This window comes from Persicirhabdus sediminis (assembly GCF_016595495.1).
GTDB classification, from domain to species: Bacteria; Verrucomicrobiota; Verrucomicrobiia; order Verrucomicrobiales; family Akkermansiaceae; genus Persicirhabdus; species Persicirhabdus sediminis.
This window is the reverse complement of the sequence record NZ_JAENIM010000034.1, coordinates 77527-100501: the sequence shown is the minus strand read 5'-3', so window position 1 is coordinate 100501 and position 22975 is coordinate 77527. Positions and strand designations below refer to the sequence as shown.

The window sequence follows — 22975 nt, the reverse complement described above, 5'->3', positions numbered from 1 at the left end:
TGTGTCGGTTACGTCGACGGCATGCGTCCTGATTGTACTGAAGAATTAAAGGCCTTGCTGGCGGAGAGAATAGTGATTCTCGACGGAGCGATGGGCACGAATGTGCAGCGATTTAAGCCGACTGAGGCGGATTATCGTGGCGAGAGATTTAAGGACAACGAGAAGGATTTGGTTAACAATAACGAAATGTTATTGCTGACTAAACCTGAGATCATTGAGGATATTCACCGACGATTTTTGACCATTGGTCAGGCGGATATCATTGAGACCAATACCTTCTCGGCGACGACTATTGGACAGAATGATTATTTCATGCCGGACCTTCCTGAGGGCGAGCGCAAAGGGCAGGAGTATTTTCAAGAGACGATTGATAACGAATTTATCCAAGAGGTTGTCCACGATGTGAACTTTATTGGTGCGCAGCTGGCGCGAAAGGTGTGTGACGAGGTGGCTGCTGAAACTGGTCGCCCTCGCTATGTAGCTGGAGCGATTGGCCCGATGCCGGTCACGGCGTCTCTATCACCAGATGTTAATGATCCTGGTTTCCGCCAAGTGAGCTACTCTCAGCTGAAGTTTGCCTACAAACAACAGGTTGAGACTTTGATTGAAGGTGGTGTGGACTTGTTGTTAGTAGAGACCATTTTTGATACTCTGAATGCTAAGGCGGCGCTGGCGGCGATTGAAGAAGTATTTGAGACGACTCCTAACCGCCTGCCAGTGATGATCTCAATGACCATTACGGATAACGCTGGCCGGACTCTATCAGGCCAGACTGTAGAGGCTTTTTGGAATTCAATTTCTCACACCAAACCATTTTCTGTAGGTATCAACTGTGCGCTGGGAGCGGATGCGATGCGACCGTTCGCGCAAGAGCTATCACGCGTGGCGCCATGTTATATTTCTATCTACGCCAATGCTGGCCTGCCTAACCCACTATCAGAAACCGGGTTTGATCAAGAGCCTCACCATATGCATGACTTCATGCAGGACTACGCGCAGAGCGGCTTCTTGAACATCGTGGGTGGCTGCTGTGGAACGACTCCTGAGCATATTGCGGCGATTGCTGATGGGGTGAATGGCATCACGCCACGTAAGTTGCCAACGATAGAGCCAATGCTGCGTCTATCTGGTCTCGAACCTTATAACCACACTTCAGATAAGAATTTTCTAATGATTGGTGAACGCGCTAACGTTGCGGGTTCACCGAAGTTCAAACGCCTAGTGCAAGAAGGTAAGCTGGAGGACGCGCTAGCTATCGTCCGTCAGCAGGTGGACAATGGTGCTGAGGTGATAGATATTTGTTTTGATGACGGCCTCATTGAAGGTGAGGAGATGATGGTGCAGTTTTTGAACCTGATAGGATCTGAACCAGACATCTGCCGCGTGCCTATCATGGTAGATTCATCCAAATGGAGCATCCTTGAGGCCGGACTACAGTGTTTGCAGGGTAAGGCAATCGCCAACTCAATTTCGCTTAAGGGTGGCGAAGAGGCATATCGTGAAGAGGCACGCAAGCTGATGCGCTACGGTGCGGCAGTTGTGGTGATGGCCTTTGATGAAGACGGCCAGGCAGCTACTTATGAAGACAAAGTTAGAATTTGTAAGCGAGCCTACGACATTCTCATTGAAGAAGGATTTGAGAAGGAAGACATCATTTTTGACCCTGCGATTTTGACCGTTGGCACGGGTATTGATGAGCATAACAACTATGCGGTTGATTTCTTCAAAGCGACCCGTTGGATTAAAGAGAACCTGCCTGGAGCTAAAGTTTCTGGTGGTGTGTCTAATATCTCATTTGCCTTCCGTGGCAATAACCCAGTGCGTGAAGCGATGCACGCGGTGTTCCTCTACTATGCTGGTAAAGAAGGCATGGATATGGGCATTGTGAATGCGGGCATGTTAGAGGTTTATGATGAAATCGCTCCTGAAATGCTCAAGCACGTTGAAGCGGTGGTTTTGAACAAATCGCCTGAGGCTACTGACGAACTGCTAGATTACGCTGAGCAATTCCGCGGCATCACTAAGGCAGCCAAAGAAGCTGACCTCAGCTGGCGGGAAGTGAGTGTAGAGAAGCGCCTTGAGCACGCTATTCTGAAAGGCATTACCGAGTTCATCGATCAGGATACTGAAGAAGCTCGGTTGAAGTTAGGTCGTCCGCTAGATGTGATCGAAGGTCCTTTGATGGACGGCATGGGCATTGTTGGAGACCTCTTTGGTGACGGTAAAATGTTCCTTCCTCAGGTGGTGAAATCCGCTCGTGTGATGAAGCGTTCGGTCGCTTGGCTGACTCCATTCATGGAGGAGGAGAAAGCGGCCGCTGGAACGGTAAGCAAGACTGATAAGGTGATCATGGCTACGGTGAAAGGCGATGTGCACGACATTGGCAAAAATATTGTTGGAGTGGTGTTAGCCTGTAATGGTTTTGAAGTTATCGACCTAGGCGTGATGTGCTCGTGTGATAAAATCCTCGAAGCTGCTGAGCGCTTCGAAGCCAAAATTATCGGTCTATCAGGGTTGATTACTCCATCGCTAGATGAAATGGCATTTGTCGCTAAGGAAGCTGAGCGCAAAGGGATAAAGACACCTATTCTGATAGGTGGCGCTACGACTTCAGCGGCTCATACAGCGATTAAGATTTCGCCTCATTACTCAGGAACGATTGTCCATGTGCTCGATGCTTCGCGCTCAGTGCCAGTGGCCACTTCTCTGATCAGTGATGATCAGAATGCTGACTTTGTCGCCAAGAACGAAGCGCGCCACCAGAAGCTGCGCGATAAGTATAAAGGCGGCTCGAAGAATGAATTCATCTCTCTAGCTGAAGCTCAGCAGCTGAAGTTTACTCCAGACTGGACTAACTATGAAGCAGCCAAACCATCATTCACTGGTGGTCGTATCGAAGACTCTATCACTTTGAGAGACCTAGTGCCATATATCGATTGGTCACCATTTTTCCATACTTGGGAGTTGCGTGGCGTATGGGATAGTGAGAAGAAAATCCTCAAGACAAGAAACCCTGAAGCGGCTGAACAAGCGCAAACAATGTATGCGGAGGCTCAGGAGATGCTAGAGGTTTTGATTTCTGAAGGACGACTGCAGCCAAAGGGAATTTATGGGTTCTATCCAGCTAACAGCGACGGTGATGACATTATTGTTTGGACGGACGAATCTCGTAGTGAAGAGAAAACCCGTTTCCACACCTTACGTCAGCAGTTTAAGAAAACCAGCGGCAAACCTAATTACGCCTTAGCTGATTTTGTGGCTCCAGCTGGAGTGGCTGGTAGTGATAGTTTGCCTGACTATCTAGGTGGATTTGTGGTTGGTATTCACGGCGCTCATGAATACGCCGATGAGGTGGAGCACAAACAACATGACCCATACAAGGCGATCATGATCAAGGCTCTAGCTGACCGATTTGCCGAAGCCTATGCCGAGCTGCTGCATCACCGCGCACGCTGTGAGTGGGGGTATGAAACTGAGAATGAGCTAACCAAAGACCAGCTGATTCATGAAAACTACCGTGGTATCCGTCCAGCTCCAGGTTACCCATCCCAGCCAGATCATACTGAGAAACCTATATTGTTTGATTTGCTAGATGCTGAGAAACTGACTGGTGTGGAGCTCACGGAGTCCTGTGCTATGCACCCTGGATCTGCTGTTTGTGGTCTGTACTTCTCGCATCCGGAGAGCCGCTACTTTGCGGTTACGGACATCCAGCGGGATCAGCTAGAAGACTACGCAGCTCGTAAGGGCATGGAGATCGAAGAATGTGAGCGCTGGCTCGGACCATGGCTGGCTGATAGTTAGTGTAATCTTTGAGAGGTAGACGTACGCGCCTGCTGACAATGGGTGGTAGATAACAGGACTGGTTTCCTATTGTCTGCCACCCATTATTTTATACGAGACATCTTCCGCATATGCATAGCGTGGCATCGGCAGTAGCTACAGCTGTATGGGGTGAAATGAGCTTGTGTGAGTAGATGTCAGTGAAATTCGAATTAGTAATAACGATCGAATTAGCGGGAAAATTAGAAATTTATAAAATCTAAACATGCGTATAGCGCAATATGCTAGGATCACGAAATAAAGGTGTTCATGTCATTATTGGCTGACTATAGCTGATTAATCTTAATTGGCTTAGCAATAATGAAGTGTGTTGGAGAGATAAATTTAGGGGGGCGGAAACTGGCAGCCATAAGCGTGCGCAGGTGTACGATAGGCATGCTGGGGGCGATGCTTATATTGGCGCAGGCCGAACCCATGGGTGAGCTGGAGGAGACGGTTATTGAGGCGGTGCCTTTATCTAAATATCACGTCGAATCAGTTTCCACAGCACTATTGCTAGATGTACCACCTGAAGAACTACCTGTGACCATTGATGTGCTAACTGATGATTACATCAAAGAGGCAAACCCACACGATTTGCACGATCTGCTGAGAACAGTTCCAGGGATTTACACGGGCGGGAAGACCTTTCTGGATAGGACATCAGGTCAGTATACAATTCGCGGCATGTCTGGCAGCGAGGCAACGATAGATGGATCGTTAGGTCTAGCTGGACCTATGGGGACATTTATGGATACCAGTGCGCTGGAACGTGTTGAACTCGCTAAGGGGCCAGTTGGCTCTACTCAAGGTGGGGCGGGGTCGACCTTAGGAGCTTATGGCGCAGGCGGGTCAGTGAACTTGGTAATGAAGTCAGCGCGTTTGCATGAGAACTTTAGCGATTACCATTTGCAAACAAACTTTGGCAGTGACATGCAAAGATACCAGCTAGGTGGTGATATCAACCGCTCGCTGCTAGATGATCGATTGGCCATTCGTCTGCCATTCAACTTTGATATAGGGCAATCATTCTGGGCGAGTGATTATCCAGCTAGAGAATCGTATTTTTTTGCCCCTTCGATCACCTACGCCGTGCGTGATGATTTGCGTCTAGGCATGTCGATGAGTTATCAATATCTCGACCAGCCGGGCTATCAAGGAATCCCCATCTATCAGGGGAAGCCACTGCCTGGATTCGATTGGGATTCAAATCTATCCACAGAGGACATGCGGGATCGTTATCACGGTCTAACGCTGCAAGCTTACGTCGAATATGATGCTAATGATAGATGGCAGTATAAGCTAGGAGCTGGCATCTCACGCGCTAGCTTAGACTTTGAACACCTGGGTTCGTCTGCCTATGCGGGTGGCTCGTATGACCAGAAACCATTAGAGCATCAGGCTGGAGATTCTGTCTATCAGCAGAATAATATTTACGCTCGGGCTAATGCGATGCTTTCCAGTGGGAATGTAGATCATCAGGTTTTAATGCAGGCTGATTTCAACCGCAAGGTGAGGAAGGGCTATAGCTTTTTCACTTCTGTGCCCGAGTATGATCCAGGCTGGAGCTGGCGCGAAGATGATTACCAATATACGCGAACAGATAGGTTAGGTTTCTTAGTCCAAGATTACATGAGCTGGAACAAGTGGCGGGCGCTAGCTGGGATACGCTACGATTATCACAAAAGTCATTTGGGCAACACAGCCAATTCTTTCAGCCCACGTGGTGGCTTGAGCTACCTAGCTAGTGATAGAGTTATTTTGTTTGGCAATATATCACTCACTGAATCACCAAATTTTGGTTATATGTCAGGTGTTGATGAAGAACTAACCGATTCTTGGAGGGCGGTGCAGTACGAAGCAGGCATGAGATATTCTCCAATAGAATCACTATGGTTTAGCGGTTCCGTTTATCAAATTGACCAGCGCGGATTTGCTTTGGCGATCCCTGATTCTAATTATTACGAGACTGAGGGCGAGGTTCGTTCACAGGGGTTAGAATTGTCTGTCACAGGCGAGATAAGTGACGATCTATCAGTGTACGCCGCCTACGCCTATAACGACTACAGAAACCTCAGTACGGGGAGTCACTTTGATAGACACCCACCGCACTCGTTTACCGGACGATTGTCCTACCGCATCCCAGCGGGTTATTTGCAAGATGTGCTGTTAGGTGTAAGTTATCGCTATCGAGATCAGTACAGCACTACGCACAGAGCTGAGTACATCAGCGAGGATCACTTCGTGAAGGCGTCACATGTTTTTGATGCTTCCATGAGTATGGCGCTGAGTAAGTTTGGTGGCTCAGATAAGGCAGAGCTTACTTTCAGGTTAAACAATATATTTAATGAACGCTATATCGAGTCCAATAGGCATTACTATCAGGCCTTCCCTGGAGACCCTAGAAATTTCGAAATAGCTATCAGAACTAGTTTTTAAGGATGAGTGAGAAAGAGATATGTCTGGAGATGAGAGACGTTTGTAAATCTTATCGACAGGGGATTAAGCGAGTTGAGGTATTACATGAGGTTTCGCTAACAGTAAAGCGAGGCGAGTTTGTAGCGATCATGGGACCGAGTGGTTCAGGTAAAAGTACGCTATTGAACATTGCAGCAGGAATAGACAGTCCTGATAAAGGTTCGGTAGCTATTTCTGGTAAGAATGTTTGCACGAGTGACGAGAAGCTCTTGTCAAAAATCCGCCAACACCAGCTAGGTTATATATTCCAATCGTATAATTTATTACCGATGCTGACGCTGGCTCAAAATGTCCAGCTGCCCTTGAGATTACGTGGAGAAAAATGCCCATCAGATTGGCTTGATTCACTGTTGGAGCGCCTTGGCCTAGCTGATAGAGCTGGGCATTTTCCTGATCAGCTGAGTGGAGGTGAGCAGCAGAGAGCTGCTATTGCTAGGGCCTTGATTACTGAACCAAGTATTATCTTGGCTGATGAACCGAGTGGTAATCTTGACCGAGCGGCGGCAGATGGCCTGTGTAGTGTTCTAGCAGATTTGTGTGCTAGCGTAGAATGCGCGGTGGTGATGGTGACTCATGAGCCGATAGCTGCGAGCTGGTGCGACTCTGTTCGTGTGCTGATAGATGGCAAGTTAAACGACAATGTTTACCAGCCGAAAGGGCATGATTTAGATGGCCTCAATGATTTTTATCAAAGCTGTTTGTTATCGTCGTGAAAGAGTCATTTTTAGTGGTGTGGATGTTAGCTTTGGCTGAATTAAAAAGCAATAAGCTATACTACCTTGTCGCCGTATTAGGCGTAGCCATCGCAGTCACTGCGGTGGTGTGGATGCACGGTATCTTGGATACCAAAGAAGAGCAAAACACAGCCTATGCAGCTGAGTTATTAGGTTCTTATGATTACTATTTAGCAGCGGAAAACCCCTACCAAAGTAGAGGTGGGCCTGTCAATACAGCTAAGGCCAAGGCTAAAGCCAAAGCTAAGGGAGGCCGAGAGCGAGCGAGGAAGGGAACAAGAAGATCTCAGTCTGAAGGCCAGTTAGACTGGGCGTCAGGCATTGATGGGGTGGACATGGCCTTTGCTAACGAAGTGATGCTGCAGCATTATCTGCCGTGGACTGGTCCCAGCCTGAGAGCGGTGATGTTTGCCGTTGATCCTGAGCATTTTAACCCGCCGCCACAGTTAGATGAGGAGCACTGGCTGAGTTCTCAAGAGGGACAGTCTGCTGGTGTGGTCATTGATAGGCAGCAAGCAGACCGTATGGCTGTTGAGATTGGCGATGAAATTGAGTTAGTTGGCCCAGCTGGTAGAGAGCTGATAGCCGTTGTGGGCATCGTTGAGATTTCCCGTCAGTTTGGTCAAAAAGGAAACGTCTACGTCGTCAAAGAAACGGCCAGAAGCTTGATGGGCGAGGAAAGCGAACTAACTCCAAACTTACTCGCTGTGCGTGGAGTTGATAGGGCCGAGTTAGGTCATTTGCATACTGAGAGTTATGCCGAACTAAATGAATCGAGCCTACAGGCGCTGCTGGACAAGCAGGCGGCTGCGGGGAGTCGAGGGCGCGACCTCAGGCCCTTGGTGGTTGCGCTGGCTTGTATGGTTTCAGGGATTATTATTTATGTTAGTCTCAGCGTTGGCATAAGCAAAAGGATAGGACAGTATTTCACACTGATGATACTAGGAGCTAGGCGGAGGTTTATTAGGGTCTTGGTCATTAGTGAATGCCTCATCGTTGGTTTGCTAGGCGGGGTGTTAGGTTTGGTTGTCGGCGCCTTGTTATTGCAGCTGACAGTTTGGGCCGATCCCTTAGTTTATCCTGATGGCTTGCGCATAGACTATCCAGCGGTGTGTTGGGCGTTCGTGTGTAGTCTAGGTGGATCCGCTATAGCAGCGTGTGTGGCGATATTTCGTTTGTTAAAATCAGATCTAGCAGAGTTGAAATTACCAGCCATGGCACGACAGCCATTGGGGAGACTCTCCAAGAGAAAGGGGGGCATTGCTTTAGCCTGTACTTCTCTGGCTTTAGTCGTTCCTTTATTACCTAACTGTACATTCTCAATCAGAGCGATACTCTACACAACTATTGCTTTGCCTGGCTTTGTGATTGGGGCACTGTGCCTAGCTCCTACGCTGTTGCGTCTGTTTGCCGTTATTCTGATTCCTGCATTTGCTAGAGTGTTACGTTTCCCCGCTGAGCTATTGCTGGGCGAATTTCAGGGCTGTTTCAAGCGCGTACTCAGTCTAACGATGATGGTGGCTATCTGTATCGGCGCCTACACAGCAGTTAGTACCTGGGGGGCTAGCATGCTGAAACCATTTTTACCTAATGCTCAATGTCCTGATTTGGTATTACGTTTTTCGCCAACTGGAGTCTCGGCCGAGACAATGGATGAGCTAGCGAAGATAGACAACTTTGCTAAGTTCGAGCCGATGCAGATGCGTCAGTTTACTCTAGGCAGCGATCTAGCTGGAACCATTGAAAATAACGCAATGGTGAAATCTAAAGCGTCTAACGTACTAGTGCTGTCAGTTGACGGAGCGAGGACTTTTCTTGGGGAAAGACCATTGTTTGACCTCGGTCTATCAACTGGTGAGGCTGAAACTATTTCGCAGAAATTATTAGCAGGCGACGCCTGCGTGATCCCAGCGTCATTCGCTGCGCAGTCAGGTCTGGAGCTTGGAGATCAACTGCAGCTGGGCGCGCCAGCTGATGGCGGAAAAGCGAAAAATGCGATGGATAGGGAGTTCACGGTGGTAGGGATCTATACAACGCCGTGGCATTTATTAACTAAAAAGGGTGGCATGAGAGACGTGCACGGTGCTGGAAATCGATGTATGGCGATGGTTTTTGTTGGGCCGGAATCATTTAAACCATTAGCTTTCGATTCTAGTTATAATGTGGCGTGGGGCCAATATACGGATGATTTTTCTGAAGTAGCTTATGCTGATAGGGTGATGAGCTTGAATCGAGAAATCGATGCTAAGTTAATAAATTACCCGTCATTTAATTATCGATTGCCGCGCGGGGGCAAAAAGTATCACATTGAGAGACCGTGGTTCAGGGTTGGAGATCTGGGGCAGGTGATAGATGAAACCAATAGCCACGCAAGCCGGATGATAGCAAAGATGAGCCGCATTCCGCTCTGGTTCTTGCAGGTAGTTTTACTGGCACTTTTTAGTGTGCTCATGAGCTCGGTGTGGAACCGCAGATGGTCCTTTGGAGTACTGCGATCATTGGGGATGCCGGTGAGTCAGCAGGTAAGGTTGGTGTTAGCTGAAGCATTAATCATTGGATTGAGCGGTGGTTTGATAGGTTTGTTAGCTGGTTTGTATATCGGCTATACGAGTGCAAAGATGGCACATTATGCTTATATCTTTAGCGGGATCACTGTGGAGTTGGTAGTTCCATGGGCTAAACTGTTGTTAGGTATTGTCCTCGCCGTGGTGGTATCATTACTAGCGGTGATCATTCCAGCGATAGGAATGGCGCGAAGGTCTACGCTTCAGCTACTTACAGCAGGGAAACAACATCATTAGATTTTAGGAGAATTGTGATCATGAAAAGTGATAATCGAACATTAGAGATTCGCTCATTAGAAAAGTACTACTCGCACGGCGAGCAGAAAATCGCCGCTTTAGATGGTGTTAGTCTTGCCGTAGACAAAGGAGATTTTGTCGCCATCATGGGGGCGTCTGGGTCGGGCAAAAGTACTTTGCTGCATCTCATTGGGGGCTTAACAAATGCCGATCGTGGAGAAATTATCATTAACGGAACTGATATCAGCGGCTACGGTGATCATGATCTAACTTTGTTTCGCAGAAATCATCTAGGTTTTGTTTTCCAAGCCTATAATTTAATGCCGTTTTTGACAGCTGAGGAGAATATCAAGCTTCCACTGCTTGGAAAGAAAGTGACAGATAGCCAATTGGAGAAGCTGCTAGATAGGCTGGGTTTGAAGGATAGGCGCCATCATCGGCCTGATGCTCTTTCAGGTGGGGAACAGCAACGAGTAGCGATTGCTAGGGCTTTGATCACTGAACCTGATGTTTTGTTAGTTGATGAGCCTACTGGTAATTTAGATTCGGTAGCGGAAGAGGATATTTGCCAATTGCTAAGGCAGCTATGCGATGAACAACAATGCACGATAGCGATGGTCACTCATGAGCCCGCAGTAGCCTTTGCGGCTGACCGAGTTCATGTGCTGAGTGACGGCAAGATTGTAGATAGCTTTGCAACATCTGAATGTGACAACGAAGCTGAGCTGGCTGTTAAATATCAGCAGATCGTTCACCAGCAGAAGCAACTGACAAAAACTCGCTGATGAGAATGATAGTAAAATTCGCTTTGCGGCTGGCGCTGGCAAGTAAGGTGCGGCTGGTGTGGGCAGCGTTAGCTATTGGCTCAGCTAGCTGTTTGGTGCTGTGGATGTTGTCTAGCTACGATGCGGTTTTGCGGTCTCATAAGGAATTTGCGCAGCGTGCTATGGGCGAATACGACCTTATAGTTGATCCTATCAGTCAGCGTTTCGATAGACATCTGAGCAGCGAAGCTGTGGAGTTCGTTAGAGCTTTGGATGGTGTTGAGTCTGCTGACGCGATGTGGTCTGGATCGCTTGCTATTCTAAATCCCCTACAAGAGGAGGTGAAACCGCCACCGGGATCAACTTCTGAGAGCACTGGTGTAGCTGATGAGGTGTTGATTGTGGCTACGGAAGCTGATGCGGCGCCTTTTGATATGGCCAGCGGGAAATGGCTGGCGTCACAAAGTAGAGGTGACTTGTTGGAGGTTGTTATTAGCCAGTCGATTTCTGATCTCTATCACCTCTATGTTGGTGGAGAGTTGTTGTTGGGGAGTCGTGATCATGAGCTGTCGCTTAAGGTGATAGGGATAGTTACGGATCCACCAAAGCCGCTGACAGGAAAAATGGGAGCGAGCAAAAAATTACCAAGTCCTAGCGTAGCGGATGCGTTTGTTAGTTTTCCCGCTGCGGAGACCATCTTCAAACGAGCCAAAATGGTAAGTTTTCTTGGTATCAAACTAGCAGCGGAGACTGATATTCATAAATTTCGTTACCGTTGGGGGCCAAGTTTAGGCCAACTGGATCCGCCGGTTCAATTTCAGCAAGACTTTGATCTGGAGGAGCAGCTGGATGAGCAATCATCCGCGAAGAATTTGAAAATGCAGTCGATAGGGAGCACAGCGCTTGCAATGTTATTGGCCTTTTTAGTCATCTTCCACGCCTTGAATATGGGCGTTTCTGAGCGAGTTAGAATATTTGGCATGCTGCGATCTATCTGCATGACTCGCGGTCAGATTGCCGGCATCGTGATGGTTGAATCGCTGGTTTTTGCTGCGCTGGGATTTATTATTAGCCTGTTTATCTACTATATGCTGCAGATATGGACTAACATGTCGTCTGGCGATGTTTTATCAGAGTTGCTTGTATTGAGCCCAACAGCGGTGCTGGCTGCTGGGGTAACGACATTAGGTGCAGCTCTGCTTGCTGCACTGGTGCCAGCGTGGCGGAGTTATGCGACGAGTCCATTAGATGCTTTGGTTCTTCCCGAGCAGCGTTTGTCAGTTTGGTCACTTTGGAAGGTCTGCTTGTTGGCGTTTCTAGGAATAGTGTGCAGCGCGAGCGCATGTGGCTTGGCCTTCTCAAGCGCTCCTGATGCAGAGTTGCACGCGTTTTTGATCTTACTAGCGGTTGTCGTGTTGTTAGTTTTGGGGGTTATTTTATTAATTCCAGCTACTGTCCAGTTGGTAGAAAAATTGGTTTCTCCAGTACTGGCTAGAGTCTTATCTATTGAGCCGTCATTGCTAAAGCAGCAGATGTCGGCAAACATGGGACGTACTGTGGGTTCAGCAATATTAGTAAGTGTCGGCCTGGGGATTTTTATATCGATTCAAGTGTGGGGCATGACGATGCTTGAGAAGTTTGTGCCTGGGCAATGGTGCCCAACTGAGGTGGTTCGTTTCGAGCCCTATGGCGTTAGGTCACAGGCATTGCTAGACGAAGCTGATAGTTATGAGAAAATGGGGGCTACAGTGAGCCCGGTATTTGTTGAGCAGCCGCGATTGCGAGTAGACATCACCGGCAGCCAAGAACGGGCCAGCATTACCAGACAAGACAATGTCATCATTGTGGGTGCCGATTTTGCTAGGGCGGGTCGTTCATTCAGCCCATTCGATTTTGATTTTTCGGATGCGGAGGCAGAGAGGATTAAAAACGAAATTCGCTACCAACGAGGTTGTATTGTGCCTGAGCATTTTCTCAGTGATACGGGATTGGTGTTAGGAGATGAATTTGAAGTAGTGGCCCCTGAGGATCCTGCAAAGATAGTGCGCTACAAGATTTCAGCTACTGTCGACATGGCTGGCTGGCATTGGCTAACTAAATCTGTTGGGCTGCGAGTTCGCACACACCGAACGGCGGCATTAGTGATTGCTGATGCTCAGGTCGTTGCTGGTGACTTTGACCTATTCAAACCTAGATTTGCCATGGTGCGCAATTCGGCAGCTGATGAGACGTGGCTGGATAAGCTGAGGGCTGACTATCAGTCGAGTCTAGCTGAAGAGGTGACGGTCTATAATTGGGCCGATCGAGCCGAGCACCGGTCGCTGCAGAATAAAGATTCAGCGGACGAGCACAGCTATCTTTATTGGACGGAGATAGAGGACGTGAGGGAAAATATTCGCACGAGCGCGACGAAGTGGCTGTGGGCTGCGAGCGTCTTGCCTTTAGTTGCTTTGTTGATTGGCTGTCTGGGGGTAATGACCGTTATTGTGGCTTCAGTTAGGTCGCGCCGTTGGCAGCTGGGAGTATTGCGAGCGATAGGGTTTTCCCGCTGGACACTCGCGCGCTTGGTGGTTGTTGAGGCTGTATTAATTGGCTTGGTTGGCTGCTTTGTTAGCTCGCTGTTTGGAATTTTATTTGGCTGGTGTGGTACGGCTCTATCAAAGCATGTTAGTTTCTTCGGCGGGATGTCAACAGAGCTAGAATTATCGATCTCTAGCATCCTCATCGGCGTGGTGATGACCTTGGTCTTAGTGATATTTGCATCATTGGTGCCAGCTATCAGCGTCGGTCTCGCTAAGCCGCTAGATTTGTTACGCGTTGGCCGCGGAGGCCAGTAGGCCAAATCACTAGTTTAGCTACTGGGCTATCGAGTTGCCAGGTGGTGATTGGTTGATTATAGATGGGCATGATGAAAATTGCCTTTTTAGATAGCTGTACATTACACCGTGGTGAGTTGGACCTATCTCCGCTAGAAGCGCTGGCGGAGATGGTTTATTATGAGCTTACGCCAGCTGAGTTGATTGCTGAGCGGGTGGCTGGGATGGATGCGGTGATTACTAACAAAGTGCCAATGACACGTGAGACGATGGAGGCTAATCCGCAGCTGAAATTGATTCAAGCCTGTGCTACTGGTGTGAACCTGATCGATCTCGAAGCTGCTAGTGAGTTAGGCATTACTGTATGTAATGTTTCTGGTTACTCGACTGCGGGAGTAGCGCAGCACGTATTCACCTTGCTGCTGAATTTAGTAACTAACATCCACCGTTATGCCGCTGAGATTTCTAGCTGGCCAGCTGAGAAAATGTTCTGTCGCTTAGATTACCCCGTGCACGATCTAGCTGGCAAGACGATGGGCATTGTGGGCATGGGGGCGATAGCTGAGCAGGTGGCGGTGATTGCTGAGGCTTTTGGTATGAAAGTCCAGGTATTGGCTCGCGATGGGTCGAGCAATGCTAGACGCGGCGATCTTGCTAGGGTGGACAGGGAGACATTTTTTGCCAGCTCAGATGTGGTTTCGCTGCATTGTCCGCTGACGTCTGAGACCGAGCATTTTATCAATGCAGAGGTGCTATCATTGATGAAGCCAAGCGCGTATTTGATTAATACTGGGCGCGGGCCATTGGTGGATGAAGTGGCGCTGCTAGAGGCGCTGGAAGCTGGTGAAATTGGTGGTGCTGGTCTGGATGTGTTGGCTCAAGAGCCACCAGCAAAGGAGAATGCTTTGCTCAAATATGCGGCGGGGAATTTGCTAATCACACCACACACAGCGTGGACTTCAGTGGAGGCTCGCCAGCGTTTGCTAGATGGCATGGTGGCTAATGTACAAAATTTCCAGCTGGGGGCTCCTAGCAATAAGGTGAACTGATCTAAGGGGTCAGTTAGCTAGAAATTAAAAAGCCCTCACTTGCGGACAAGTGAGGGCGGAAGCTTGCATAAGCTATGTTAGTTTTGTTGAGCTGCTAGCTGCGGCGGCGAGTGAGCACAAGTGAGCAGAGTGCGCCGCCAAACAAAAGAGCGGTGCTAGGTTCTGGCACAGAATCAAATGGAGTAACAGTGAGGCTAGCGCCAGTCATTGAGCCAGACCATGAATCAGCATTATCACCATAGGCGCCAATGACAAATGAGCTGTTTACACCATTGTTAAAGATAGGATTCAGGTCGCCGATGTCAAAAGGCTCAAATGCATTCTCGCCGTTGACGGTCATGCTCATGGTATTATTTTCCAGATCGTAGCTGATGGAGATGTCTAGTGGCTGGGTAAAGTCGATATCGATGACACTGTGGCCCCTTACCCAACTCTCTTGACCACTACTTAGCCAGAATCTTAATTCCCCTTTATTGATAAGAAGTTCCCAGCCGACTCCGCTATCTGTACGGCTTCCGGCGATGGCTTGCGCTCCGCCACTAACGTTAGTTGTGACACCAGTGAGGTTCAGTGTCCAAGAAGCGTAGCTGTTTGGATCTAGCGATGTGTCAGTTGGATTATCTGAGAAATCATAGAATAGATGGCTACCGGCATCCATCTCTATGCCATTTTCTCCTGGCGTTACATTGCCGTAGTTGGAGAGATCATAGCCGTTGCCAGAGGTATCTTGTAGCGGCGTGCCGCTAGTGAAGTCCCATGAGGCCAGCACCGCTGCGTTGGCGATATTGGACATGAGGGTGAGGGAGAGAACGGGTAGGGCGATGAGTTTTGCTAGTTTCATGATTGCGTCTATGGATTGTCAAGATCTGTCATTCACATTGCCGGATATGAGTGACAGAATTTCATATCTATAGATAATAATTATGCATGTTTGTTTCAATGGTGGGGGTTTGTGCTTTTTGATAGTGGGACAGTCTAATTGAAACGACTTATTGTTTAGTTCGGTTAAAATGAATGTCTGATTATTTGTTATTGTCTGAGGATTAGTTTGTTCAGGGATCGCTATATTTATTTTTGATGAGGTGTTTAGTCGTTAAAACATGTTGGCTAACAAAAAGTTTTTTTGCCTTCGTGGATGTAAATGCATTTAAGTAATCTGTTGATTTTGAGCTTTCAGTGCATTTTTCTAGCTGGATTTGAAGTGGCTATTTGCCTGTTTGTAGGCACAAAAAAAGCCCTCACTTGCGGACAAGTGAGGGCGAAAGGTGAGGGCTTGTTAGGTCTATATGAATGATGAGTTATTATTGGCGTCGGCGATTAAATACTAGTGCGCCGAGGGCTGCGCCAAATAAGAGGGCGGTGCTAGGTTCTGGGATTGGATTGAATGGAGTGACGTCTAGTGTTGCTGCTGTCATCGTGCCGGCCCATGATTGTTCATTGCCGCCATTTTCTCCATAGGCACCAATGACAAATGAGCTGTCTGGGTCGAGTACAGTACTTCCTGAGTTAGGGTTGCCATAGTCGTAGTACAGGTTGTTGGAGCTGCTGAATGTAGCTCCTGTACTGGTAGAGAATGTGACCTCTCCGTTGTTAGTGAGGTCGTAGTCATTTACTGAGGTGCCAGCCAGCGGGTTCACATCAGAGGTAAAATCCCATGATGCGATTACCACGGCTGAGGCGAAATTTGAGCCCAGTAACAAGGCTAGAGCGGGAAGGCATATTTGTTTAGATCATTTCATGTTCTTGTGTGGAAATTAACAGTTTGTTGGTTTCTTAGATCGTGTATCACGCATAGAATAAGAGACTTTAGTAGGTCATTTTTGTTGGGGTGGCTCAATGATGATTGTTTGGATATTTGTGATTTTTTCATATGAGAATGAACAATAGTGATTGTATTGAGGGCTGGGGGAATCCTTTGATTTCATTAGAAATCACTTGTAATCGACTGATTCTGAGCGTTTATTTCACCATTAGATTTGAATGTTTTCTGCGTCGGCGACGTCGAAGGGGCAACTAATGGATCAACGACCTATCCAAGAGATATGAAATTACCTAAACTGAAACTCAGCTGGCTGGCCGCTTGGCCGCTGGCAGTTACTATTGGTATGGTGGCAGCGACGAGTACACTGGCGCAAGAACCAGCTACCAATAGTGAGCAAGAAGCCAATGACATCGGTGATGTCAGCTGGCCCGTCAGCTATCAAGTTGACGATTATGAAGTGATCTTTTTTAGCCCGCAGATAGATGCTTGGGAGGATTTTAAGACATTGAAGACACGCATGGCGGCGTCAGTGCGCTCGCTGAAGAAAAAAGATGCGGAGGCTGCCTATGGTGCGGTGATGCTGGAAACCACTACGGTGGCGGTGAAAGAAGAGAATGTGGTGCACTTTGGTGAACGCAAGATCTTGGCGCTGAGTTTTCCCGATGCGGAGAGCGACGAGCAGAAAAAGCAGCTGGAAGCATTGATGACCAAGGTGGTGAATAAATCTACTGATTTGACCATGAGCCTGGACTCGATGGTGGCGGCAGTGGACCGAGCTGAGGTGAGCGAGAAAGATGCTGAGGTGAGCTTAGACCCACCGCCGATTTTTTATTCTGAAACGCCAGCTGTGTTGGTGAATTTCATGGGCGACCCAAGTTTTAAAGCGGTGAAAGAGGGCGACAATAGCCTGCTTTTTGCCACCAATACCAACTGGGATTTGCTGATGGATGGAACCAGCTCGCAGTATTACCTGCTGGCTAGCGACGTGTGGATGCAGACGGGTGATGTGATGAAGGGGCCGTGGGCTCCGGCAAAGAGCCTGCCTGCTTCTTTCAAATCACTGCCTGAGGATGATAACTGGGAAGCTGTGAGAGAGGCTCTTAGCTTAGAGCCCGTGGCTGAAGGGCCTGTGGTTTTTGTTTCCAACCAGCCAGGTGAGCTGCTGGAACTCGATGGCGGGGCTATTTTAGAGCCGATTTCTGGCACCAAGCTGATGCAGGTGACCAATACTGAGAATGATCTCTTTTTCTACCCAGAAGAGAAAAATTGGTATTATCTGACCGCTGGTCGATGGTTCCGCTCGCAGGAGCTGGATCGTGGCTGGAGTGCGGCTACTTTTGATCTGCCGGAGGAATTCTCCAAGATCCCTGAAGATGGTAAGCAAGCTGATGTGCTGGCCTCGGTAGCGGGAACGTCTGCAGCTGATGAAGCAGCGGTGGCCGCTGCGATTCCACAAACCGCTACGGTGAACCGTGCGGATATGACGCTGGAAGTAGCTTACGATGGTGAGCCGCAATTACAGGCAATCAAAGGCACTACGGTGCAATTTATCACCAATACCGAGAACGATGTCTTTTTGGTCAATAACAAGTATTATTGCTGTTACGACGGGGTGTGGTTTGAGGCGCCTACGGCAAATGGGACATGGGTTGTTTGTGATAACGTGGCAGAGGAAATTTACACCATTCCAGCTGAGCACCCGACACACAATGTGACCTACGTCAACGTGTACAATTCCACCCCAACCACCGTGGATGTGGGGTATACCACTGGCTACACAGGTGGCTATCTGTGGCGGGGATTGCTATTCTTTGGAGCTGGTTACTGGCTGGGCAACAACCACAGCCATTATCATTGGTACCGCCCTGCCTACATTGGCTGGGGCTGCGGCGCTAGATATAGCTGGTATCGCCGTGGTTATTATCGCGGAAGTTACCGTGGTTATGGACCGTGGGGTGGCTGTGTGCGTCCTGTGCCATATCATCGAGGCCGCTACCATCGTGCTCACTATCGCTATGGTGACCGCTACGGATCATCATGGAGACCAGCCTATAACCCAACACGTCCAAGACCTGGCTATCGTCCAGGCCGACCAGGTGCACGCCCAGTGCCAACGCCATATGGGAGTGGCTGGAATAAAGGGGTGAAACCTCACAACAGAGATTGGGCGAATAATAAAAATCGTCTACCAGCTACCGCTGATAAGCGACCTAGTAAACCTTCACAAGGGTTCAGACCTACTGCCCGCCCGAGCACCAGAGACAATGTCTTTGTTGGTAAAGACGGTAAGGTTTATAAAAAAGATAAAGGAAACTGGCAGACTAGGGAAAGTGGCAAATGGAAAGATACCAAGCTGCCGAACAATCCATCTACGAGACCCACTCAAAAACCAACGACGCGACCAAGCCAGCCAGGGGTTAAGCCGGGGCAAAAACCAACAACCCGTCCGACTCAGCCAGGGGTGAAGCCGGGGCAGCCAACGACTCGCCCAAGCCAGCCAACGACTCGCCCAAGCCAGCCAACGACCCGTCCGAGCCAGCCAACGACTCGTCCAAGCCAGCCAACGACTCGTCCAAGCCAGCCAACGACTCGCCCAAGCCAGCCAACGACTCGCCCAAGCCAGCCAACGACCCGTCCAAGCCAGCCAACGACCCGTCCAAGCCAGCCAACGACTCGCCCAAGCCAGCCAACGACTCGTCCAAGCCAGCCAACGACTCGCCCAAGCCAGCCAACGACTCGCCCAAGCCAGCCAACGACCCGTCCAAGCCAGCCAACGACTCGCCCAAGCCAGCCAACGACTCGCCCAAGCCAGCCAACGACTCGCCCAAGCCAGCCAACGACCCGTCCGACGCCGAAGCCTGCAACCCGTCCAGCGCCGAAGCCTGCAACCCGTCCAGCGCCGAAGCCTGCAACCCGTCCAGCGCCGAAGCCTGCAACACGCCCAGCGCCGAAGCCTGCTTCGAGGCCTGCGCCAAAACCGGCAGCGCGACCTACTTATAACAACTCTAGGCCAACATCTAGCAAGTTGAACTTTGATAGTCGTGCTAGGCAGCAGAGTTCACAACGAAGCGTGCAGCGCACTCGTTCAGTGCAGCGTGCCGCGCCACAGCGCTCGTCATCATTCCGCCCTAGCCCAAGTAGATCGGCTCCATCTAGGCCAACACCTAGCCGCTCAGGTTCTCGACCTAGTCCGGCTGGCAGGTCTAGGCGTTAGCTTTTCTAGCTAGCTAGATGTTATCTAATCCCTTATGGGCAAGCTTTGAGCTTGACCGTAAGGGATCGTTTGTTTTGTGTGGTCTTCAGTTATGAAAAAAACCATTCTCACAATAGCGCTAGTTTCGGGTGCTTATCTAACAAACCCAGCTTTGGCTGAAGATCCAACTGCACCACGCGAAGATGCAGGTCCAGCTGCTACAGCTGAGCTAACTGAAGAGGAATACCAGACGCGCAAACTCTCCATCCCTGTGATGGAGTCTCGTATTTCTGACCGTACAGCTCGTATTGATCTTCTTATAGGAGAGATCGAAAAGTTAGATGCACGCATCGAAGAACGTGTTGGCAAGGTTGTTGAGAATTTGGAGAAATATAAAGATTCACAAGATTCTAAAATTCGCGTGGCTGAAACTAAGCAAGACGTGATGCAGGCGCTGGGTGATTCGATTGATAGATACAACAAGACACGCACCGAGGTCATGAACAATATTGCTGCGGGAAAATCTGCAGACGATGAAAAGGCCGAAGAGTTAGTGGATTCCTTTGATGAGAAGATCGACAAGCGTATCAGCCAAATTGTCGACCTATCAAAAACTTTTACTGACCACAAAGACTATAAAAAGTACGTCAACGATGGCGGAGGTTATGGCTATGGTCGCTGGTACCGCAATGGTGGTGAGAAGGTGAATGAGAAGTGGAAGCAAAATCGCCGTGAAACCACTCAGACAGACAAGCAACGCAAAGAGGTTATTGATGCACTAACAAACAGCATTAGTGAGCTAGAGCGCGATATTAAAGCAGTGCAGGCTAAGTTGGACGCGGGTTCACTTTCTGATGCTCAAAAAGGTTTCTATCAGCAAGATGTCGAACGTAACGAGAAGGCTCTAGCTGAACGTAAAGCTCAGCTGGCTAAGATGATGGATTTCTCTAACGAGGCAAGCACAGTGGCGATAGGTCGCAGACAAGCACACGAGCTACAGCTGATGATCCGTGAGCTAATGACTGATATCCGCCAAGACTCAGACGACATGTACCGCAAGTTTGACGACCTTAAGCGCCGCGCTAACGAACTGGCTGGCATGAAGGAGAATCTCGAAGCTCGCAAAAAATGGCTGGCTGAGTACGAGAGCAAGCACAAGTAATTGATTCTAATTGCTAGATATTTTTGATGCCCCCAGCTGGTCAGCCAGCTGGGGGTTTTTCTTTTTAAAAGTTAGCCAGCTAGATTTTAGGCTGACTCTCTGACGAGCTGCTCTTGGATCTCGTTGATGTTGGGGAATGGGACCTCAAACTCCTCGAGTTCGTCGGCTGGAGCTGGCGTTAGCTGGGTACGTTTGAGGAAATCTTGATAGGTGATCACTTCCATCGCGCCATGGTGGTCTTCAATGATGCAAGTTAGAGACTCTACCCAATCGCCACTATTGAGGTAGTGGGTATGGTTGATCATTTTATCCGCTGGCGTATGGATGTGGCCGCAGATGATGCCCTCGCAGTTTTTAGAAACGGCGAGTTCTTCTAGTTTTTCTTCATAGCTGGAGATGAAGTTTACTGCTGACTTTACCTTAGCTTTGATCTTCTTGCTGATAGAGTAGTATTCTTTGCCACGCATGGCCCGGTACTTGTTGTAGAAGCGGTTGATTTTGAGTAGCAGGTTGTAACCCAATGAGCCGAGCACAGCGACCCACTTGTGGTTAGTGGATACACTATCAAATCCGTCACCGTGGATGATGTAGTAATTTCTGCCGTCTGCCGTCTGGAAGTGATAGTCCATAGCGAGCTTAAGCCGGCCCATATTGAGCGGCAAAAATCGCTCTAGGATATCATCATGGTTGCCGCGCAGATAGATGACTTCGACTTTATCTTTTTCTATCTTTTTGAGCAGTGTGCGGATGACCCGTGTATGTGTATTCAGCCACTTAGCGCCGCGCTTGATCTCCCAGCCATCAATGATGTCGCCGTTGAGGATAATGCGCTCACAGTCAGTATTTTTAAGCAAGTCAACGACCTGCCTAGCCTTGGCATCTGGGGTGCCTAGGTGGAGGTCTGATAGAATCAACGTGCGCACATTGAGGCGGTTTTTGACACGTTGTTTTTTAGCTGGATAGCTGCTGCGAATTTCCCGCAGGTGGGATTCAAATTTTTTGGCGACTTGTGGCCAGCTGAGGTGAGAAATGCTCTTTCTCGCCGCCATACCAAGCGATCTATCTTGTCTGCTAACATGCTCTAGCGCGAGTCGGCATTTATTTTTAAACTCAGCCTGATCACCTTTGTTAGCGGTGAAGCCATTCTCACCATCTTTGAGGTAGAGGGCGGCGGCTGCGTAATCATAGGCAACGCATGTTAGCTCGCAGGACATTGCTTCTATGAGCACATTGCCAAAGGTTTCTGTCTCGCTAGGGAAAATGAATAAGTCTGCGGAGGCATAGTGGGCGGCGAGTTCATCATCGCGCTGGGTGCCTACAAATTTGACCTCGGGAAATGCCAGCTGCAGTTTTTCTTTTTCGGGGCCATCGCCCACACAGACTGCTTTGAGTGATGGGAAGTCGACTTGTAGTTCGCGAATCGTCTGCATGGCTAGCGGCAGGTTTTTTTCGCTAGCTAGGCGTCCAACGATGAGAGCAACGGGCTCGTTAGCTTCTGCTTGCCAGTAGCTGCGCAGCAGTTTGCACCTTTTGTTGGGGTGGAAGCGTTCGTGGTTAATTCCGCGCCCCATCAGCTTGACGTTTTTGAACCCAGAGTCTTCTAACATAGCGACGGTGTCGGGTGACGGTGCGATGGTGCAGTCGGCCTTGTTATGGGTGCGCTTGAGGTAGGCCATGGCAATGTCCTGCATGTGCGGGACTTTGCTTTTGTCTAGGTAGTCGTGAAAATTGGTATGAAAGCCTGTGGCCACTGGGATGCCTAGCTGGCGAGCGGCCTTGATAGCGGACGCTCCCATGGGGCTTTCTGTGGCCACGTAGATGACGTCTGGGCGTTTGTGCTTCCAGCGTTTGCGTAATTTGAGCGGGCTTGGCAGCCCAACTCTAACTTCATTGTACCCCGGCAAGCTGAGTGACAGATGGCTAGTTTCACCGCGTCGCGTCTCGCCTGTATGGCAGATATGGACGAGGTGATTTCGCTTTCTCAGCTCTGCGGTCAAATTAGCGAGTGTCATGGCGACTCCATTGACGTCAGGCGGATAGGTGTCAGTGACAAAATCGATACGCATGGTGCAGTTACTGTAAATGACTGTTTCTGTGTGCGTAACTCTCTTTTACGTGCCAAAATCGACACCTATGATAACAAATGATTGTCTGTCTATTGTATGTACGTGGTAATACAAAATTACAAACGTTGGCAAATTAGATGCTTGCATCCTTGACGTGTCTGAAAGTTTTACCCAGTGTGCTCGTATTGCTCGCCTTGTATGCTGCAGGTGGGTTGATAACGCTAAAATAGATTAAACACTGTGTATTCCAACGAAGACTATCTTCTAGAGCTGCTATGTGAGGCACAACTTGTGACTCAAGAGCATATCGATTATGTGCGGGCCAACC

The 22975-nt window shown here is 49.0% G+C and carries 12 protein-coding genes; 9 read left to right on the top strand and 3 right to left on the bottom strand.

The window, feature by feature from the left end; genetic code table 11:
• Positions 1-21: 21 nt before the first annotated feature.
• From metH to JIN82_RS06725, 7 genes are all read left to right on the top strand, one after another.
• Positions 22-3804: a methionine synthase gene (gene metH, locus JIN82_RS06755; RefSeq protein WP_200310877.1), complete on the top strand. Its 3783-nt coding sequence runs from the start codon at positions 22-24 to the stop codon at positions 3802-3804.
• Between the two features lie 426 nt (positions 3805-4230).
• Entirely contained in the window at positions 4231-6261 is a 2031-nt protein-coding gene (locus tag JIN82_RS06750) for a TonB-dependent siderophore receptor (protein WP_234041824.1), read from the top strand.
• Between the two features lie 2 nt (positions 6262-6263).
• On the top strand, positions 6264-7013 hold the full coding sequence (locus JIN82_RS06745; protein WP_200310875.1) for an ABC transporter ATP-binding protein: 750 nt from the start codon (positions 6264-6266) through the stop codon (positions 7011-7013).
• On the top strand, positions 7010-9835 hold the full coding sequence (locus JIN82_RS17580) for an FtsX-like permease family protein (protein ID WP_200310874.1): 2826 nt from the start codon (positions 7010-7012) through the stop codon (positions 9833-9835). Before JIN82_RS06745 ends, JIN82_RS17580 begins: the two co-directional genes overlap by 4 nt.
• A 20-nt stretch (positions 9836-9855) precedes the next feature.
• The gene (locus tag JIN82_RS06735; RefSeq protein WP_200310873.1) at positions 9856-10620 is read left to right on the top strand and encodes an ABC transporter ATP-binding protein; all 765 of its coding nucleotides are present in this window, start codon (positions 9856-9858) and stop codon (positions 10618-10620) included.
• Between the two features lie 5 nt (positions 10621-10625).
• Entirely contained in the window at positions 10626-13436 is a 2811-nt protein-coding gene (locus tag JIN82_RS06730) for an ABC transporter permease (RefSeq protein ID WP_200310872.1), read from the top strand.
• A gap of 68 nt (positions 13437-13504) precedes the next feature.
• On the top strand, positions 13505-14464 hold the full coding sequence (locus tag JIN82_RS06725; RefSeq protein WP_200310871.1) for a D-2-hydroxyacid dehydrogenase: 960 nt from the start codon (positions 13505-13507) through the stop codon (positions 14462-14464).
• A gap of 94 nt (positions 14465-14558) precedes the next feature.
• Here JIN82_RS06725 and JIN82_RS06720 read toward each other — a convergent pair whose 3' ends face one another.
• Entirely contained in the window at positions 14559-15305 is a 747-nt protein-coding gene (locus tag JIN82_RS06720; protein ID WP_200310870.1) for a PEP-CTERM sorting domain-containing protein, read from the bottom strand.
• Positions 15306-15765: 460 nt separating this feature from the next.
• Positions 15766-16134, bottom strand: a complete 369-nt coding sequence (locus JIN82_RS17575; RefSeq protein WP_200310869.1) for a PEP-CTERM sorting domain-containing protein — start codon at positions 16132-16134, stop codon at positions 15766-15768.
• A 372-nt stretch (positions 16135-16506) separates the two neighbouring features.
• Here JIN82_RS17575 and JIN82_RS06710 point away from each other — a divergent pair, with 372 nt between their 5' ends.
• Positions 16507-19440 (top strand): hypothetical protein, encoded by a 2934-nt coding sequence (locus JIN82_RS06710; RefSeq protein ID WP_200310868.1) that lies wholly within the window; start codon positions 16507-16509, stop codon positions 19438-19440.
• Positions 19441-19531: 91 nt separating this feature from the next.
• Positions 19532-20581, top strand: a complete 1050-nt coding sequence (locus tag JIN82_RS06705; RefSeq protein ID WP_200310867.1) for a hypothetical protein — start codon at positions 19532-19534, stop codon at positions 20579-20581.
• Between the two features lie 86 nt (positions 20582-20667).
• On the opposite strand, the gene JIN82_RS06700 is transcribed toward JIN82_RS06705, so the two are convergent.
• On the bottom strand, positions 20668-22647 hold the full coding sequence (locus JIN82_RS06700; RefSeq protein WP_200310866.1) for a glycosyltransferase: 1980 nt from the start codon (positions 22645-22647) through the stop codon (positions 20668-20670).
• Positions 22648-22975: the final 328 nt, after the last annotated feature.

What these genes read in the sequence shown, in the direction of transcription:
- metH (WP_200310877.1), top strand. Translation starts at nt 22, where the DNA reads ATGCGTCCTGATTGTACTGAAGAATTAAAGGCCTTGCTGGCGGAGAGA.
- JIN82_RS06750 (WP_234041824.1), top strand. Translation starts at nt 4,231, where the DNA reads ATGCTTATATTGGCGCAGGCCGAACCCATGGGTGAGCTGGAGGAGACG.
- JIN82_RS06745 (WP_200310875.1), top strand. Translation starts at nt 6,264, where the DNA reads ATGAGTGAGAAAGAGATATGTCTGGAGATGAGAGACGTTTGTAAATCT.
- JIN82_RS06735 (WP_200310873.1), top strand. Translation starts at nt 9,856, where the DNA reads ATGAAAAGTGATAATCGAACATTAGAGATTCGCTCATTAGAAAAGTAC.
- JIN82_RS06730 (WP_200310872.1), top strand. Translation starts at nt 10,626, where the DNA reads ATGATAGTAAAATTCGCTTTGCGGCTGGCGCTGGCAAGTAAGGTGCGG.
- JIN82_RS06725 (WP_200310871.1), top strand. Translation starts at nt 13,505, where the DNA reads ATGATGAAAATTGCCTTTTTAGATAGCTGTACATTACACCGTGGTGAG.
- JIN82_RS06720 (WP_200310870.1), bottom strand. Translation starts at nt 15,305, where the DNA reads ATGAAACTAGCAAAACTCATCGCCCTACCCGTTCTCTCCCTCACCCTC.
- JIN82_RS06710 (WP_200310868.1), top strand. Translation starts at nt 16,507, where the DNA reads ATGAAATTACCTAAACTGAAACTCAGCTGGCTGGCCGCTTGGCCGCTG.
- JIN82_RS06705 (WP_200310867.1), top strand. Translation starts at nt 19,532, where the DNA reads ATGAAAAAAACCATTCTCACAATAGCGCTAGTTTCGGGTGCTTATCTA.
- JIN82_RS06700 (WP_200310866.1), bottom strand. Translation starts at nt 22,647, where the DNA reads ATGCGTATCGATTTTGTCACTGACACCTATCCGCCTGACGTCAATGGA.